The following is a 16,341-nucleotide window of genomic DNA, read 5'->3' on the forward strand; positions in this document are numbered from 1 at the left end:
CCCACCTTCCTGGGTGAAAGGTGGAGTCGTCAGCATCCGCGGTGATGCGTCCGCGCCCCTTCGCAAGGGCTGCGCACTCCCGGGTGCCGGCCCTCGCCGTCGGCGGGGCGTGATCCGCCTTTGGGAGGAGCGGGATCGCGCGGAAGGCAGGATTCCGCGCCGCCGAGCGAGGAGCGATGATGGTCCCTGGCCGATGGCAGCGGGTGACCGCCCCGCCGGTCGGCATTCGCGGCCCGCGCCTATCGCGACCGCGAGTGAATGAGCCCTGAAACATATGATCGACTGGCGAGCGCCTGACGGCAACAGCCACGATGCGGCCCGAGAGGATTGAGTCCATGACCGCTGCCCTCGGCGCCTTCGCGACGCGCGATGGCCATGCCGCCGCGGTGAGCGCTCGGGGCATCAAGCAGTCCTTCCGCGGGCGGGAGATCCTCCGCGACGTCGACCTCGTGGCGGAGCCCGGGTCTTTCCACGGGCTGATCGGCCCGAGCGGAGCGGGCAAGACCGCGCTTCTGAAGGTCCTCTACGGCGCGCGGCGGGCCCAGGCCGGCGAGGTCTCCCTTCTCGGCCGCGCCCCCGGCGGCCGCGACCGCGCGCTCCTGGCGCGGGTCGGCGTGCAGGCCACGGCGTCGTCCTTCTTCTCGCATGCCACCGTGTGGGAGCACCTGAGCACGGTGGCGGCGCTCCTGGGGGCGTCTCAGGCCCGCGCCCACCAGTTCCTCGATCAGATGGGCCTGGGCAGGCTGCGTGACTGGCGCGTGGAGCTGCTCCCGGTGGGTGCCCGGCGAATGCTGGCCCTCGCCTCCGCGATGGTGCACCACCCGGAGGTCCTCTTCCTCGACGAGCCCATGGCCGATCTGGACCGCTCGGAGCGGGCCGATCTCCTGGATGCGCTGGATGAGGCCCGCGGCGAGGGGACCACCGTGATCTGCGCCGCCCGCCTGCTCGGAGAGTTGGGGACCCTGTGTGACTGCGTCTCCGTCCTCGATGATGGCCGAGTGGTCGCCGTCGGGCCGGCCTCCTCCTTCGTCGCCGACTCGAACCGGTCCCTGACGCCGCCGCTCGGGCGGGCCGCCATGGCTGCTCGGTCCCGGGGCCGCGTCACCGCGCTCGACCCGATGCCCGCCGTCCTGGGCAACAAGGAGGCGCTGGCATGAGTTCCTACAAGGCGCTGACCCGCTCCCTCGCCCGGACCTACCTGCGCGATCCCGTCGCTCTCATCTTCTCCCTCGTGCTGCCGCCCGTGCTGCTCGTCGGCCTCGCGCTCGCCGTGAGCGAGCAGACCGTGGCGGCCTCCGCTTCGATGCTCGACGTGATCGGGCCCGGCGTCGTGGCCTTCGGCGCGGCCTGCAACGGGATGCTCTCCGGCGCCCGCAGCGTGGCCGACTGGCGGGAATCGGGCCTGGGGACGCTCTTGCGCTGCGCGCCGGTGCGGGTGCCCACGCTGCTGTCCGCCGCGCTCAGCGTGGCGATCGCGGTGACCCTGGTGCAGGCGCTTATCCTCGCCGCCGTCGGACTCGGCATGGGCGCCGGGATGACTGCCACGGCATGGATCCCCCTCGCTTTGGTCCCGGCCGTCCTGGGGACCCTGCTGTTCTGCTCGATCGGCGTCGTCGTGGGGGTCCTGGTGCCATCGACCGCCGTGGCCACCGCCGTCGTTCTGGCGATCGTGGCTCCCATGACGGCCTTCTCGGCTGTGGCGGCGATGACCGACTCCCTCCCCGGGGTCCAGGCCCTTTCCACATTCCTTCCCACCACCTACCTGCTGGATGGGCTGCGCTGGCCGCTGACGAGCGTCGGCGATGCCACCCACGCCCTGTTCGGCTGGTCCATACTCGCCGCTGGCGGCGCTTCTCTCTTCGGGGTCGCCACGTGGTGCATGCGCTGGGAGTAAGCGGATTTGTGCGAGGGCCAAGCGCCCCGCCGAAACCACGCGCATGGTGAAGGCGCCTCCGCCCATCTCGGGCGGGGGCGCCTTCGCCTGTTCGCGCGGGGGGTGGTGGGGGTTCATGTCGTACCGAGCCCGCAGGAATTGCCTTCGCCTGTTCGCGCGGGGGGTGGTGGGCGGAGATCACCGATCGCTGATCACCGGTGACCCGCTGGTTGTGGGGTACTGGCGGGTGGCCGACGGTCCTCCGGTCGCCGGCTTGTCGGCTGCCGGGGGCCGACCACCGAGCCCGGGTCTTCCCAACGTCGCGCCTTCGCCCCCGGGATACCGTCTCACCTCGAAGAAACCGCCTCACCCCGGCGTTACGCGCTCATTCTCGTAATTTGAGGGCGCAACGCCGGGCCGAGGCGGTATCTGCGGGCCGAGGCGGTACCTGTGGGCCGAGGGCGCGTGAGAGCTCAGCGCAGGGGGACGATGCCGCCATTGGCGAGGATCCTCAGAAACCTCTCGGGTCGCATGAGGTCATCCCATGTCCATCGGATCACTTTGAGACCGGTGACGACCTCAATGCGATTCTCCCTCTGACGCTCGTCGAGCAGGGCCCGCTCGGAGGCCACGCCGCTGACCTCGCGCCGGTACTTGCCCGCGCCGTCGAACTCTCCGACGCGCCTCAGTTCCGGCCAGGCGAAATCCACGCGGGCGACGAATCTCCCATCGCGGTCGTAGTAGGAGACCTGCAGATCGGGAATGGGTAGGTGCTGCTCGATGACAACGGCACGGGACAGGCTCTCACCCACGGATTCTGAGCGCGCGTCACCGTGCTTGAGGCAGAGGCGCGCCCGTGAGTTGCCTTGGCGCCCTGGTTGGGTTTCAACGATGTCGAGCAGCTCCTCGGGCGTGGCGAGCCTTTCGCGCAGAACATGGTCGAGAGTGACGAGCCCGGATTGGAAGGAACGGTGGCGCATGAGGTCAACCGCGGTATGCGCCGGATCGGTCACCGGCAGGCCGTGCGCCACGACGATGGGGGTGTCCTCCGGGGCAGTGGACACATGCGCCAGTGGCGTGTTGTCCCCGTGGCGGCCACCGGGGAGAACGAACTGAAGGCGGTTCGGCAGGGGGCCGATCATGGGGATGCCTAGGACGACAGCGGCGGATTCGCGGGCGAGGACTCCGGTGCGCCGTCCGCGTGGCGCGTGCGCGTTGGCGAGGATCCTCACCAGGTGTCGTTTGGCGTTGGGCAGGGACTCCCATTCCTTTCGCGGCGTGTAGACGCCAGGCCGTAGGCGGTAGAGCTCCGCGCGCGGTCCCTGGCTGCGCCGGAAAAGGGTGGAATGGGGGCCGCCCGCAGGGTCCTCGTCCGCGAGGAGCAGGTGGACGGGGCTGGTCAGTGGTACTTGCGGGCCGGTGGTACTGGAGAGGATCGCGCTCATGGATACGACGGTCCCAGGAGAATCGCGCTCCTACCGGGCTCTCTCCACAGGGGCGAGCGAGGGATATGCCTCGGAGGCGGTGTGGTTCTCGGGACGGAGATACCGCCTCGCCCCCCAGATACCGTCTCACCTCGAAGATACCGCCTCGCCCCGGCGTTACGCGCTCATTCTCGTAGTTTGAGGGCGCAACGCCGGGCTGAGGCGGTATGTGTGGGCTGAGGCGGTACCTGCGGGCTGAGGCGGTATGTGTGGGTTGGGACGGTACGTGTGGGCTGAGGCGGTACCTGTGGGCTGAGAGGGCGAGCGTGGGCGGAGCCGACATGTGTTCGGGCCTTGTCCCAGAAGGTGCGCAGCCGCCCGCGGTCCACTCCCGCTCAGGCCCTCTGGCCCCGGTGGACGGCTTCAAGCATGAGGGTGGCGACGTCGGCGACGCGCACATCCGCCCCCTCGCTGGCGACGCCGTCGGAGAGCATCGTGGTGCAGAAGGGGCAGGCGGTGGCGATGACCTGCGCGCCCGTGCCGATGGCCTCGCGCGAGCGCTCCACAGCGATGCGCGTCCCGATGGACTCCTCCATGAATGCCCTCGCCCCGCCGCCGCCGCAGCAGAAGGCCTCCTCGCGGTGGCGGGGCATCTCGACGGCGGTCGCGCCCGTGGCCTCCAAGAGCTCGCGCGGCGGGGAGTACACGCGGTTGTGCCTCCCCAGGTAGCAGGCGTCGTGGTAGGTGACAGTAGGAGCGGTGCTGGGGGCGGCGTTGGGGGCGGAACTGGGGTCGATGGGTGAGGCGCCATTGCCCGGGGCGCCGCCGGCGCTGTCCGCGGCTCCGCTCCCAGGGTCTCCGCTCCCAGGCGTGGGCGGGGCCGGCCTCAGGCGCCCTTCGCGCACGAGCCGGTTGAGCAACTGGGTGTGGTGCAGGACCTCGTACTGGCCGCCGACCTGCGGGTACTCGCGGGCCAGGGTGTTGAAGCAATGCGCGCAGGTGACCACGATGCGCGTCGCCCCGGCCTCGCTGAGAGTCTCGACGTTCTGGGCGGCGAGCATCTGGAAGAGGATCTCGTTGCCGGCGCGGCGGGCGGGGTCACCGGTGCAGGACTCGGCGTCGCCGAGCACCGCGAAGCTCACCCCCGCGATGTGCAGGAGCTCGGCGACGGCGCGGGTGGTCTTCTTCGCGCGGTCCTCGAAGGCCCCGGCGCAGCCCACCCAGAAGAGGTAGTCGACGTCGGCCGCGGACTCCACGTCGTCCCCGATGACGGGCACGTCGAAGTCGAGCCCCTTGGCCCAGTCCATGCGCTTGCGGGCCGCCAGGCCCCAGGGGTTGCCCTTGGACTCGAGCTTGCGGAACATGCCGCCGAGTTCCTTGGGGAAGGCGGACTCCATGAGGACCTGCTGGCGACGCACGTCCACCACGTGGTCGAGGTGCTCGATGTCCACGGGGCACTGCTCCACGCAGGCGCCGCAGGTGGTGCAGGCCCACAGGACGTCGGCGGGGATGACGTCGCCCGCCAGGGGGGCGGGCCGGGTGGCGACGCCGCTCTCGGTGGGCGCGGCCTTGGCGGCCAGCAGCGCGCCGAGGACATCGCCGGTGTGGGCCGAGCCCGGGGCGAGCCCGGCGCTGCCGGTGGGGCTGGAGACGCCCCGGGCGGGCAGGGCGTCGTCGTCGACCTCCTCGGGGGCGACCCCGAGCTCGGCGGCGGCGCGCAGGTAGGGCGCGGCGGCGGCCGCGTGATCGCGCAGGGCCAGGGTGAAGAGCTTGGGGGACAGGGGCTTGCCGGTGTTCCAGGCGGGGCAGAGGTCCTGGCAGCGGCCGCACTCAGTGCAGGTGGAGAAGTCGAGCAGGCCCTTCCAGGTGAACTCCTCGATGCGTCCCACGCCCAGGCGCACCTCGGGGCCCTCGCCCTCGTCGGCGGCCTCCATGGCGGCGTCGAGGTCGTCCATCGTCTCCGCAGTGAGGGGGCGGCCGTCGGGCAGGGCGATCGGGGTGAGCGGCCCGAGGGCCTTGGAGCCGTCCACCTCGCGGCGCACGTAGATGTTAATGAAGGCGAGGAAGCGGTGCCAGGCCACGCCCATGGAGGGCTGGCGGCCGACGACGACGAACCACGTCATGGAGACCACCACCTTGATGGTGGCCACGATGGTGATCGCGGCGGCCAGGCCCGTGAACCCCAGGGGCTCGAGCGCGGGGCCGGCCCAGGCGGTGAGTGGGAATCGCGTCCAGGTGGCCAGGGCGCGCTCCGCGGCGTCGGGGGAGGCGGCCAGGCGGGCGTGCTCCAGCATCCGCAGCGCGAGGACGCAGGCGACGACGGCGGCGATGATCGCCTCCACGAAATGCGCCTGGCTGGTGGTGGAGCCGGCGAAGCGGGAGGTACGGGGGCGCGCGCCCCCCTCTGAGTCGGCGGCGTAGGGCGGTTCGGCCGCGCCGCGGCGGGTGAGGCGCCGGCGCACGGCCACGAGATGGATGATGCCGGCCAGGCTCAGCCAGGCGATGATGTCGACGACCCACCCCCACCAGGCGGCGTGCCCGAGGAGCGGCAGGGTGAAGGCCGCGCCGCCGAGCACCTGCCCGTACCCGGTGACGAGGGTGAGGAAGAGCAGCGGGAAGCTGATCATGACCAGCCAGTGGGCGGCCCGGATCCAGGGGCGTCTCCGGAAGGCCCGGTGGTTGAGCGCGGAGGAAAGGGAGAGCCAGGCGCGGCGACCGATGGGGCGCAGGCGCTCGCGGGGAACGGGGCGGCCGACCCGCAGTCGCCGAGCGATCGTCAGGCAGGCGCGGCCGAAGACGGTCACGCCGACGATGGTCGACACGAGCACGACGGCGGCGCAGACGGCCTGGAGAACCTCGAGCGATGTCACGGGCCCCAGCCTACGTGCGCGGCGGCTACCCACCCGTCATCAGGACCGGCTGGTGAGCCCGCCCATGACCGCGTAGGCGGCCTGCGGGCCGGCGACCGAGGCCGGATTGAGATGCATGGCCATCGCGTTCCACCCCGGCCCTTGGGGGAGGCTGCTGGCGTGAGCGCGCGCCGTCGGATCGGTGAGCAACTCGGGGCGGGGGCCGCCGCACTCAGCGGAGGTGATGGCCTCGTGGACGCGCCGCTCGGCGTCGGGCGGGGATGCGTCAGGACGGGGGAGACGGGGGCGCGTCCTTGAGGTGGAGCGGTTATGGCGCTCCGATTCGTCGTCGGTGATCAGGGATCAGCCGGCTCGCAGCCCACGGTTCCACGCCCTGCGACGCGCGGGAATGGGGGCTCTCTCAGGAGGTGAGGGGGTTGTGGCCGCGACCGCCGTACCAGGCGGCCGCCTTGCGCAGGGCGAGCTCGCGGGTCACGGCCAGCGCGGCCCCGGAGAGGGCGGCGAAGGCGACGACCTCCATGAGCCGGTACTCCAGGAGCTGGGACTCGTCGTTGGGGGTGGGCTTGCCGGTGACGGCCTTCCAGACGGTGCCCAGCGCCTTGTCGGCGACGAAGCCGGCGGCCAGGGTGGCGACGGCGGCGGTCGCCTTCCAGGCGAAGTCAACGGTGGTCTTGCCGGGCATGACGGGGCTCCTTTGGTCGGCGGGCGATGCGATAGGACGATCATGCCCCATCCGTGGTCCAGGGCCGTCGAACTTGCGCCCTCACCCCCGAGATACCGTCTCAGCCCGGCGTTGCGCCCTCATTCTCGCAGTTTGAGGGCGCAACGCCGGGCCGAGACGGTTTCTGTGGGCTGGGACGGTTTCTGTGGGCTGGGACGGTTTCTGTGGGCTGGGACGGTATCTGTGGGCTGGGACGGTATCTGTGGGCTGGGACGGTTTCTGTGGGCCGAGGGCGCGGCAAGACGTCCGGGGCGTAGCGGGACCGCATGACCTGCGCCCGGCTATGCTGGGGCCACTACGACAGGGGAGCGCCGAATCCCGCCGCCGATGGCGGGGGCGGGCGCTGAGAGTGCGGGGAACCGCAGACCCTCGAACCTGCTCCGGTTCGCACCGGCGAAGGAAGTCGAGTTCTCCCCGCGCGTCACCGGGCGCGTGGGCCCTCCAGGCACCTGACCAGGAGGCACCATGACCGTTACGACCACCCTGACCAGCCCCAGTTCACCGACCATCCCCAGCTCCCCGCGCCGCGCGGCTCCCGCGCCAGCCCTCACCCGCCGCGCCCTGCTTGCCGGCTCGGCGGCCGCCGCCCTCGCCCTGGCAGCCTGCGGCAAGAAGGACGGCGACGACGCCAAGTCGATCACCGTCCTCACCCACGACGACTTCAACCTCCCCGAGGACCTCCTCGCCGCCTTCCAGAAGGACTCCGGCCTGACGGTGTCCATCTCGAAGTCCGGCAGTGGTGGCGAGCTGGCCAACCAGCTCGTCCTGACCAAGGACGCGCCGCTGGGAGACGCCTTCTTCGGCATCGACAACTCGTTCATCTCCCGCTTGGTCGCGGGCGGCGTCGTCGATCCTGCCTCCACCCTCACCCTGCCCTCCGGCGCCGAGGACTACCGCGTCGACGGCGCCGCCGCCATCGCCCCCATCGACTTCGGCGAAGTCGCCCTCAACTACGACGTCGCCTACTTCGCCGATCACGGCCTCACCCCACCCGCCTCTTTCGAGGACCTCGCCAAGCCGGAGAACAAGGGGCTCGCCGTCCTCATCAACCCCTCCACCTCCACCACCGGCCTGTGCTTCCTGCTGGCCACCATCGCGCATTTCGGGGAGGACGGCTTCGCCGACTACTGGAAGCGGCTCGTGGTGAACGGGGCCAAGATCGTCGAGGGCTGGACCGCCGCTTACAGCGTCGACTTCTCCGCGGGCGAGGGCAAGGGCGCCTACCCGATCGTCCTGTCCTACTCCTCCTCGCCCGCCGCCACCGTCAGCGCCGATGGGACGACCTCGACCACCGCCTCCGTCCCGGCCACCGCCTTCCGGCAGGTCGAGTACGCGGGCGTCCTGTCCGGCGCCAAGAACCCCGCAGGCGCCAAGGCCTTCATCGAATGGCTCCTCACCAAGGACGTTCAGACGGCGATCCCCGACTCCATGTACATGTACCCCGTCAGCGCCGAGGCGACGCTCAGCCCCGCCATGACGACCTTCGGCGCCCTCTCGGCCTCCCCGCTCACCCTCGATGCCGCCAAGATCGCCGACAAGCGCGAGGCCTGGCTCGCCACCTGGACCGAGGCCGTCGGCCAGTGAGCGCTCTCGCCCCCCGGGGCCCCTCGCGCGCCCCGGGGGAGGTGATCGGTTGGGCGGCGGCGGTCGCGGTGCCGCTCGCCTTCCTCGGGGTGCTGTTCTTCTGGCCGGTCGCCACGCTTATGGGTCGCGGCCTCGCCCCCGACGGCGCCCTCGACCTGACCGGCTTCGCCGAGGTCCTCACGGCCCCGCGCACCTGGCGGATCCTCACCCAGACCCTCACCCAGGCGACGGCCGCCACCGCGATCTGCGTGGTCCTGGGCGTGCCCGGAGCGCTCGTCCTCTACCGGCGCTCCTTCCCGGGGCGCGACCTCCTGCGCGGGATCGTCATCGTGCCCTTTGTGCTGCCCAGTGTCGTCGTCGGCGTCGCCTTCCACGCGCTGGTCACCAAGGGCGGGCCGCTGGGAGGCCTCGGCCTAGACGGGACGCTCACCGCCGTCGTCGCCGCGCTGGTCTTCTTCAACTACGGGCTCGTCGTGCGCACCGTGGGCACCATGTGGTCCCGGCTCGACCCCCGCGCCGTCGAGGCCGCCCGCGCGCTCGGCGCCTCGCCGTGGCGGGCCTGGCGCACCGTCACCCTGCCGAGCCTGGCTCCCGCGATCGCGTCGGCCGCCTCGCTCACGTTCCTGTTCTGCGCCACCGCCTACGGGGTCGTGCTGGTCCTGGGTGGAGTGGGGATCGGCACCATCGAGACCGAGATCTACGTCCAGACCGCCCAGTACCTGAACCTGCGCGCGGCCGCCGTCCTGTCCGTCGTCCAGCTCCTCGTCATCGCCGCGGCCCTCTGGGGGTCCGAGCGCGCCCGCGCCGCCTCCGACGCCCGGCTCCGCCTGCGACTGGACGTGCCCGCCACCCCGCTGCGCCGCGCCGACGCCCCCGCGATCGCGCTCACCGCCGCCACCATCGGAGGGCTCCTGGCCGCCCCTGTGCTCGTGCTCGCGGTCCGCTCCCTGCGCCGGGGCGGACGGTGGACCCTGACGAACTACACGGACCTGGGCACGCGCGGCCAGGGCAATGCCCTGCTCGTCACCGTCTGGGAGGCCGCCGCCAACTCCTTGCACGTGGCCGTCGTGGCGGCCGCGATCGCGCTCGCGGTGGGCGGCGCGGTGAGCCTCGTGGTCTCGCGCGCCCCCCGCGGCCGCGCCCTGGCCCGCGCCGTCTCGCTCCTCGACGCCGCCTTCATGCTCCCGCTGGGCGTGTCCGCCGTGACTGTCGGCTTCGGCTTCCTCATCACCTTGGCCCCCACGGGCCTGACGGCGTCATGGTGGATCCTGCCGCTCGCCCAGGCGGTCGTGGCCGTGCCGCTCGTGGTGCGCACCCTCCTGCCGGCCCTGCGCGCCATCGATCCCCGGCAGCGCGAGGCCGCTGCCGCCCTCGGCGCCGGTCCAGGGCGTGCCCTGCTCACCGTCGATGGCCCTCACCTGGCGCGCGCCGGGGGTCTCGCCGCCGGATTCGCCCTGGCCACGAGTCTGGGGGAATTCGGGGCGACGTCGTTCCTCGCCCGCCCCGCCGAGCCGACCCTTCCTGTGGTGCTCTACCGCCTCATCGGCCGCCCCGGCGCGCAGAACCAGGGGATGGGCTTGGCCGCCGGTGTCATTCTGGCCGTCGGCACCGCCGCCCTCATGCTCGGCTGCGAGTGGCTGCAAAACCGCTGGGCGCGCCGCGAAGGCTCGCGCCTTGAGCCCGGTACCCCCACGACCAGCAGGGAGGCCTCATGAGGGACGGACTGAGCATCGATGGGCTGCGGGTGGTCTACCCCGGGGGCCGGGGCGCCGGGCCGGTGGTGGCCGTCGACGGCGTCGGCCTGGGGATCCCCTCAGGGCGGATCACCGCGCTCCTGGGGGCCTCCGGGTCGGGCAAGTCCTCGTTGCTGCGCGCCGTGGCGGGCCTGGAGCCCGTCGCGGCCGGCACCATCCGCTGGGACGGGCGCGACGTCGTCGCCACCCCGGTGCATAAGCGCGGATTCGGGCTCATGTTCCAGGAGGGCCAACTCTTCCCCTTCCGGGACGTCGCCGGGAACGTCGGCTACGGGTTGACGGGCATGACCCGGGCCCAGCGGGCCCGCCGCGTCGCTGAGATGCTTGAGCTCGTTGGCCTGCCCGGCTATGCGGCGCGGCCCATCACCACCCTGTCCGGCGGGCAGGCGCAGCGCGTCGCCCTGGCTCGCGCCCTCGCGCCCCGGCCCCGGCTCCTGCTGCTCGATGAGCCGCTGTCCGCGCTCGACCGCGCTCTGCGCGAGCAGCTCGCCGGTGACCTGCGCGCCATCCTCACCGAGCAGGGAACCACCGCCCTCTACGTCACCCACGACCAGGATGAGGCGATGACCGTCGCGGATGAGGTCGGCGTCATGGAGGCCGGCCGGCTCTCGCGCCTGGCCGCCCCTGAGGCGCTGTGGGCCGATCCGGGCAGCGCGGGCGTCGCGGCCTTCCTCGGCTTCAGCCCGATCCTCGTGCGCGAGGAGGCAGAGGCCCTGGGCTGGGGGAGTCTTCTCGACGCTGGCCGGCCGGGCGCGCGGGCGGGCGGCGGGGCCGGCGTCGGGCTGGCGCTCGCCCCGGGGGCGCTGAGCATCGTCGGCCCGCAGGAGGGCGCCCCGGGAGCCGATGGCACTGGGGGGCGCGGCTGCGCGGAGCTGCCGGGGGCGAGCGGGACGGTGCTCGCCAGGAGGGTGCGCCGGGGCGGGGTTGAGGTGGATGTCTCCCTCGATGTCCCTGGTGGGCGGGCCGTTGTCGCTGCTGGGGTGAGCGGGGGCGACGGGGCGGCGAACGGGGTCGGAGAGAGGGCCCGCCTGGGCCTGGATCCATCCCGCACCGCCATCATCGAGTTCTGATCGTGTCCTCCCGGTCGGGGTGTCGACTTGACGCGAGCGAATGCCCGACTGGTCACATCCCGGCCCGAACAGCGGCATTCCCCGACGCCCTCCCGATACGCTCCCTACGAGGGGCCTGATGGTGCGCGATCCCGGGCGGGGCCCCGTCGTCAATCGGCAGCACGATTCGCGCAGGAGGGAGGGGCTCAGGTGACGTTCCCCCTGGTGCGCGCGCATGACCTCTCTCGAGTGACGGGCCGCCACGCCGGGCCTCCCGCTCCGTGGCGCGGATCACAGTGCGGGCGCCGAGGCCGGTCATCTGTGATCAAAACGCAATCGGAGTATCCTCTGCCCCATCGGTCACGGGAGTATCACGAAGGAGGGCTGATCGGCGCCCCTGCACCCGGTCTTTCGGCGTATCGTCAGATGCCCGAGGGCCCTCCGATCCTCTCGTCTCGGCCCGGGCGTCCCGGTGGGTTCCCGTCCTCTCCGGCCCTCCGGGCGCATCCCGCGCCGCCCCCGGCGCCGGGATAACGGGGCCGGATCCCCACCCGCCATGACCTCCCGTCGGCTTCCCGAGCCGCCCTGACCGCCATCGGAAGGACCATCATGACAACCCGCGAGGACATCACCGCCAGACTGGCCCATACGGCCGGCCTGGAGCACACGCCGGCTGTGTCCGCCCTGACGGCCGAGGCCGTCACCTGGGCGGACGCGCTTGGCGCCGAGGTCCTCCAGGTCTCCTCCCGGGTCGCCCTCACCCGCGAGTACTTCCTGGGCAACGAGCAGTGGCGGGCCCTGGACCCGCTCAACTGGAGCCTCGCCCGGTTCTCCCAGCGGCCCGAGCTGTTCAGCTCCGAGGCGTTGCGCACTCTGACCTGGGACTGCACGTGGGCGGTGGCGGTCGCCGCGAGCAATCCCGCGGTCTCGGTGGAGCAACTGCGGCTCCTCACGCGCAAGGTCGAGGCCTTCCACTCCTCCCAGGGCGGCGCGATGCGGGGCATCTACGGGCAGCGCTCCAAGGTCGCCTCCCTCCTGGGCCACGAGGATGAGGCCGCCAAGGCCCTCGCGCAGTGGCGGAGCGCCGAGCCCGAGGAGGACCCGGCCCGCGACATCTACCAGCCCCTCCTCGAAATCGACTGGGCCACTCGCAACGAGGAGTGGGACCTCGCGGTGTCCACCGCCGCCCCGATCCTCAGCGGGGACGTGGGCATGAGGCCGATGCGCGAGACCGTCCGCGCCGCCTCCCTCCTGGCCCTCCTGGCCTCGGGCCGCCCGGCGGCGGCCTGGAACGCCCATCTGCATGCTTACCGGGCCCAGGAGTCCAGCCCGGGCAGCCTGCGCTCGATCGCCCTGCACTGGCAGTACCTCGCCCTGTCCGGCAAGCCCGACCGCGCGCTCACCCTCCTGCGCCGCCACCTCAGCTGGCTCCCGACGGCGGAGTCCGGCGAGGTCCTCCTGGCGGCCCTGCGCGGAGCGGCCCTCGTGCTGCGCGAGGCCGAGGCCGCTGGATGGGGCAACGAGATCCTCGGTGCCGACGCGCCGGTACAGGCCACCTGGTGCCCCGACCCGGGCATCCCGGCGGTCGTGCGCATCGCCCAGGCGCGCGTCGACATGGAGGCCTGGGCCCGCCGCCTGGCCGGCCTCTACGACCGCCGCAACGGCAACCGCACCGTCTCCGAGCAGCTCGATCGCGACCTGGCCCGTCCCGTCATCGGCGACGGCGGGATCGCCCTGCCCCCGGCCGACTCCGAGCATCCCAGCGCCGAGCCCCTCGACGAGCATCCGCCCCTGAGCGCCCGCGTCTCGCGCCTCGCCGGCCTGCTCGACCCCGACGACCAGCGCAGCCGTCGTGAGAACGACGCCTGGACCGCCACCTTCGCCAGCCAGTCCGGCGCGGCCGGTATTGACGCGGCCTCCCTCAAGGGGGAGGCGCGGGCCGCCGCGATGTCCCCCGCCACCCCACCCGACGGGCAGGCGAGCATCGGCGCGAAGGAGACCGGGGGTGCCATGGGCTCGGCCGGAACGGTGAGCGCCGCCGGTTCCGAGGGTGCTGCCGGTTCCGAGGGCGCCGCCAGCGCGCTCTCCGCCGCCTCCGCCCAGGTCGCGCCGTCGTCCGCGCCGTCGGCCGTCTCGGCGCAGATGCCCCAGGAGACGCCAGCATCCCAGCCGGGCCGGGAGAGCATCGCCGGGCCGACGGACATGACTCCCGCCACCCCCGTCAGGGGCCATGCCCGCATCCCCGCGGGCGGACCGGGCGGACCGGGCGGCGGCGTGCTCATGCCCGATTCTGTGCCGACCGCGCCCACCAGCGGTGATGCGCGCCCTCCCTCCATGACCGCTCACGTATTGGTCGAGGATGTTCCGACTGCTCCGCACCAGCCAGTGGCCGTCTCGGCGAGCCCGGCTGCTCCCACCAGCCCCGCGGCCCTCTCCCCTGAGGTGGCGCGCCCGGACGGAATCGCCGCCCTGGCCCCGGCCTTCAGCGGCCCGGTCCGCCGCTCGATCGTGCAGCGGGTCGCCAGCGAGTTCTTCACCGAGGAGATCGGCCCCGTCGAGGGGGCCGCCGATCGCGCCGGCGCTTCGTCCTACTCGGCCGCCTCGCCCGTCGCATACGGGTACGTGGCCGCGCCGCAGCCGGGCCTTGTCCCGCCCCCGCCGCCACCGGTCTCCCCGGCGCCCGCCCCGGCCCTGGCCACTCCCGCCATCCTGGCCGACGTCGCCGATTTCGCCGATTCGAGGACCCCGAGCACCCCGGCGGACGCCATGAGCCCCGAGCCCCTGGCCGCCGGTAGCGCCGGGACTCCGTCAGTTCCGAGGATCGTCTCCGCGCCCGCGGCCCAGTCCGCCCCGGTCCTGCGCTCCGCGCCCAGCGCCGCTCCCGCGCCGCCCGCCCCCGCGCCGCCCGCCCTGGTGGCGCCGTCGGGCCCCTCGGCTCCCTCGACCACCGCCTCCCCCGCGTCGATCTCAGACACGCTGGTGACTGGTCGGCTCCTGCCGCCCGCCCCCCCGGCGTCCCCGGCGCGTGGCCCGCTTCCCGCGCCGATCGCGGAGCCCGTCTCCGGCGCGGGCGGCGTCGGCAGCGCGCCCCACGCGCCGAGCGCCCCCGGCTCCCCGGTGGCCGCCAGTGCCCCGGGCACCCCTGGCGCCGCCGCGGCCCCGACCGCCCAGCCCGAGCAACTCGTGCCCGCCATCCCGTCCGGCGCGGGGAGCCGCCGCAAGCCCGAGCCGATGATGGAGGACATCCCCGCCCCCGACCTCGAGGGTCCCTACCCCGAGCTCGAGATCAAGCCTGTCATGCCCGTCTACGGTCCCAAGGACGCCGTCCTGCGCTACTCGCGCTCGCTGGCCAGGCTCGGCGCGGACCTGGATGGGTTCGTCGTCGCCGACCGCGTGGCCGCCGGCGGGGTCCTCGAGGCCGACTGGCCGGGTCCCGCCAACCTGCAGATCGAGACCGCCTTCCTGCGCGCCCACGCCAAGCGCCTCCTGCGCGACCACCAGGGCGCCATCCGTGAGCGCCACCGCATGCGCTCCTCCATCGGGGCGCGCGACGGCGAGCTCGGCTTCCTGCGCCTGGACATCCTCAGCCTGTGCGACGAGTTCGCGGCCGACGCCCAGGACACCCCCGAGGGCGAGAGCCTCGACGCCGTCCGCGCCGCCGCCCTGTCCGAACGCGCCCATCACTACCTGGAGGCCCTGTGGGGGCTCGTCCAGGACTCCCTGGAGCGCCTCGGCGCGCTGGAGCGCGCCGGCAAGCGCGACAGCGCCGTCCAGGGCACCGAGCACCGTCGCCTCGTCCAGATGGGCAACACCGCCGCCGATCTCGCCCGCGTCCTCTCAGCGCTGTCCGACCCCGATGGCGCCGATGCCGCCATCGCGCTCTTCGAGTGGATCCTCGATGCCGTCCCCGAGGGGTTCCACGGCGACCATCCCGCTGACGACCTCGACCTCCTGCGGGCCCGGCGCCTCAACGAGGCCGGCTTCCCGCATCGCGCCAGCGCGCTGGCCGACGCTGTCCTGCGCCGTCACGACCGCGCTCCCGTGCTCGCCGCCGTGAACGCCCGCACGATCCTCGCCGAGACCACCGCCGCCGATCACGCCACCAACGTCTCGCTGGAGCAGCGGCGCCAGGCGGCCGACGCCCTCACCGCCCTCAAGGCCCCCGTGAGCGGCCCACTGGCCACGGTCTCACTGGGCCGCGCCCTGGCGCGGGACGGCCGTACCGCCGAGGCCGTCGAGGCCTTCTCCACGGCCCTGTCAGAACTGGGCGCCGTCGACGCCACCGGCGTCGAGCTCTACATCCGGGGCCTGCTCGCCTCCGCGCAATCCGACATGGGGCAGAACCGGGGAGTCGTCGACAACGCCACCGCCGCCGCCCGGCTCCTCGTGCGCGACGGCCACGTGGGCAGGGCCATCGAGCAGCTGACCATCGCCGCGAGGGCCGCCGCCGACCTCGGCGACAACGCCACCGCCGCCGACCTGCATCGTCAGATCGCCGACCTCCATGGCACCGGCACCGAGGACGGCAAGCGCCACCGCTCCCGCTGCCTTCGCCAGGCCGCCCGCGCCATCGTCGACGCGCCCAGCCGGGACGAGGCCGTCGAGCATCTTGACGAGGCGCGCGTCCTCATGGAGGAGTCGCGCGAGTTGCTCGTGGAGTCCTTCTCCGGGAAGGATCGGGCCTGGGAGCGCGGCGCCTGGCACAACGCCTACGCGTTCATCCTGGGGCGCGCCGGCCATGACTCGGAGGTCGTTCCGTACTGCGAGGCCGCCGTCGAGGGATTCATGGCCAAGGACGACCGCCAGGCCGCGGCGGAGCCGCTGACCCGCATGATCCGCGCGCTCATCGAGCTCGATGAGCGCGATCAGGCGCGCCGCGCCTGCGACCGCCTCCGCGAGCTCCTGGCCGATCCGCGATGGGAGGGCAGTGACGCGCTGGCCTTCGTCGATGAGGTGGCCCCGGGGCTGGCCTAGTGGGTGACGCGGTCGCCGGCGGGGCGGGGGAGCGTGGGCAGGGCCACCGATGAGCGAGGCGGACACGGCGCGGACCGCATGACAGGGCCCGC

Annotated in this window: 9 protein-coding genes; 6 read left to right on the forward strand and 3 right to left on the reverse strand. The window is 73.1% G+C overall.

All coding sequences use genetic code 11. The features are described 5' to 3' along the window. Positions 1–335: 335 nt before the first annotated feature. Both GVV76_RS01395 and GVV76_RS01400 read left to right on the forward strand, forming a co-directional pair. On the forward strand, positions 336–1,157 hold the full coding sequence (locus GVV76_RS01395; RefSeq protein WP_159624414.1) for an ATP-binding cassette domain-containing protein: 822 nt from the start codon (positions 336–338) through the stop codon (positions 1,155–1,157). Further along, a complete protein-coding gene (locus GVV76_RS01400) occupies positions 1,154–1,894 on the forward strand; it encodes an ABC transporter permease (RefSeq protein WP_159624416.1) in 741 nt (246 codons plus the stop codon). The genes GVV76_RS01395 and GVV76_RS01400 overlap by 4 nt, the downstream gene beginning before the upstream one ends. Before the next feature lie 452 nt (positions 1,895–2,346). On the opposite strand, the gene GVV76_RS01405 is transcribed toward GVV76_RS01400, so the two are convergent. The 3 genes from GVV76_RS01405 to GVV76_RS01415 form a co-directional block, all read right to left on the reverse strand. Continuing rightward, positions 2,347–3,318 carry a hypothetical protein gene (locus tag GVV76_RS01405; protein ID WP_159624418.1) on the reverse strand — a complete coding sequence of 324 codons (972 nt, stop codon included), beginning with the start codon at positions 3,316–3,318 and terminating at the stop codon, positions 2,347–2,349. A gap of 374 nt (positions 3,319–3,692) precedes the next feature. Beyond that, entirely contained in the window at positions 3,693–6,167 is a 2,475-nt protein-coding gene (locus tag GVV76_RS01410) for a (Fe-S)-binding protein (RefSeq protein ID WP_159624420.1), read from the reverse strand. A 400-nt stretch (positions 6,168–6,567) separates the two neighbouring features. Beyond that, on the reverse strand, positions 6,568–6,849 hold the full coding sequence (locus tag GVV76_RS01415) for a DUF4235 domain-containing protein (protein WP_159624422.1): 282 nt from the start codon (positions 6,847–6,849) through the stop codon (positions 6,568–6,570). A gap of 504 nt (positions 6,850–7,353) precedes the next feature. Here GVV76_RS01415 and GVV76_RS01420 point away from each other — a divergent pair. The 4 genes from GVV76_RS01420 to GVV76_RS01435 all read left to right on the forward strand — a co-directional run bounded on the left by GVV76_RS01420 (position 7,354) and on the right by GVV76_RS01435 (position 16,249). Beyond that, positions 7,354–8,472 carry a thiamine ABC transporter substrate-binding protein gene (locus tag GVV76_RS01420; RefSeq protein ID WP_201292167.1) on the forward strand — a complete coding sequence of 373 codons (1,119 nt, stop codon included), beginning with the start codon at positions 7,354–7,356 and terminating at the stop codon, positions 8,470–8,472. After that, complete coding sequence (locus tag GVV76_RS01425; protein WP_236263143.1) at positions 8,469–10,187, forward strand: ABC transporter permease; 1,719 nt, start codon at positions 8,469–8,471, stop codon at positions 10,185–10,187. The genes GVV76_RS01420 and GVV76_RS01425 overlap by 4 nt, the downstream gene beginning before the upstream one ends. Then, positions 10,184–11,296, forward strand: coding sequence for an ABC transporter ATP-binding protein (locus tag GVV76_RS01430; RefSeq protein ID WP_159624424.1), 1,113 nt, complete (start codon positions 10,184–10,186; stop codon positions 11,294–11,296). Before GVV76_RS01425 ends, GVV76_RS01430 begins: the two co-directional genes overlap by 4 nt. A 588-nt stretch (positions 11,297–11,884) precedes the next feature. Continuing rightward, positions 11,885–16,249 (forward strand): hypothetical protein, encoded by a 4,365-nt coding sequence (locus GVV76_RS01435; RefSeq protein WP_159624426.1) that lies wholly within the window; start codon positions 11,885–11,887, stop codon positions 16,247–16,249. The last annotated feature ends 92 nt before the right edge of the window (positions 16,250–16,341 follow it).

Source organism: Actinomyces sp. zg296 (assembly GCF_009829695.1).
Classification (GTDB): Bacteria; Actinomycetota; Actinomycetes; order Actinomycetales; family Actinomycetaceae; genus Actinomyces; species Actinomyces marmotae.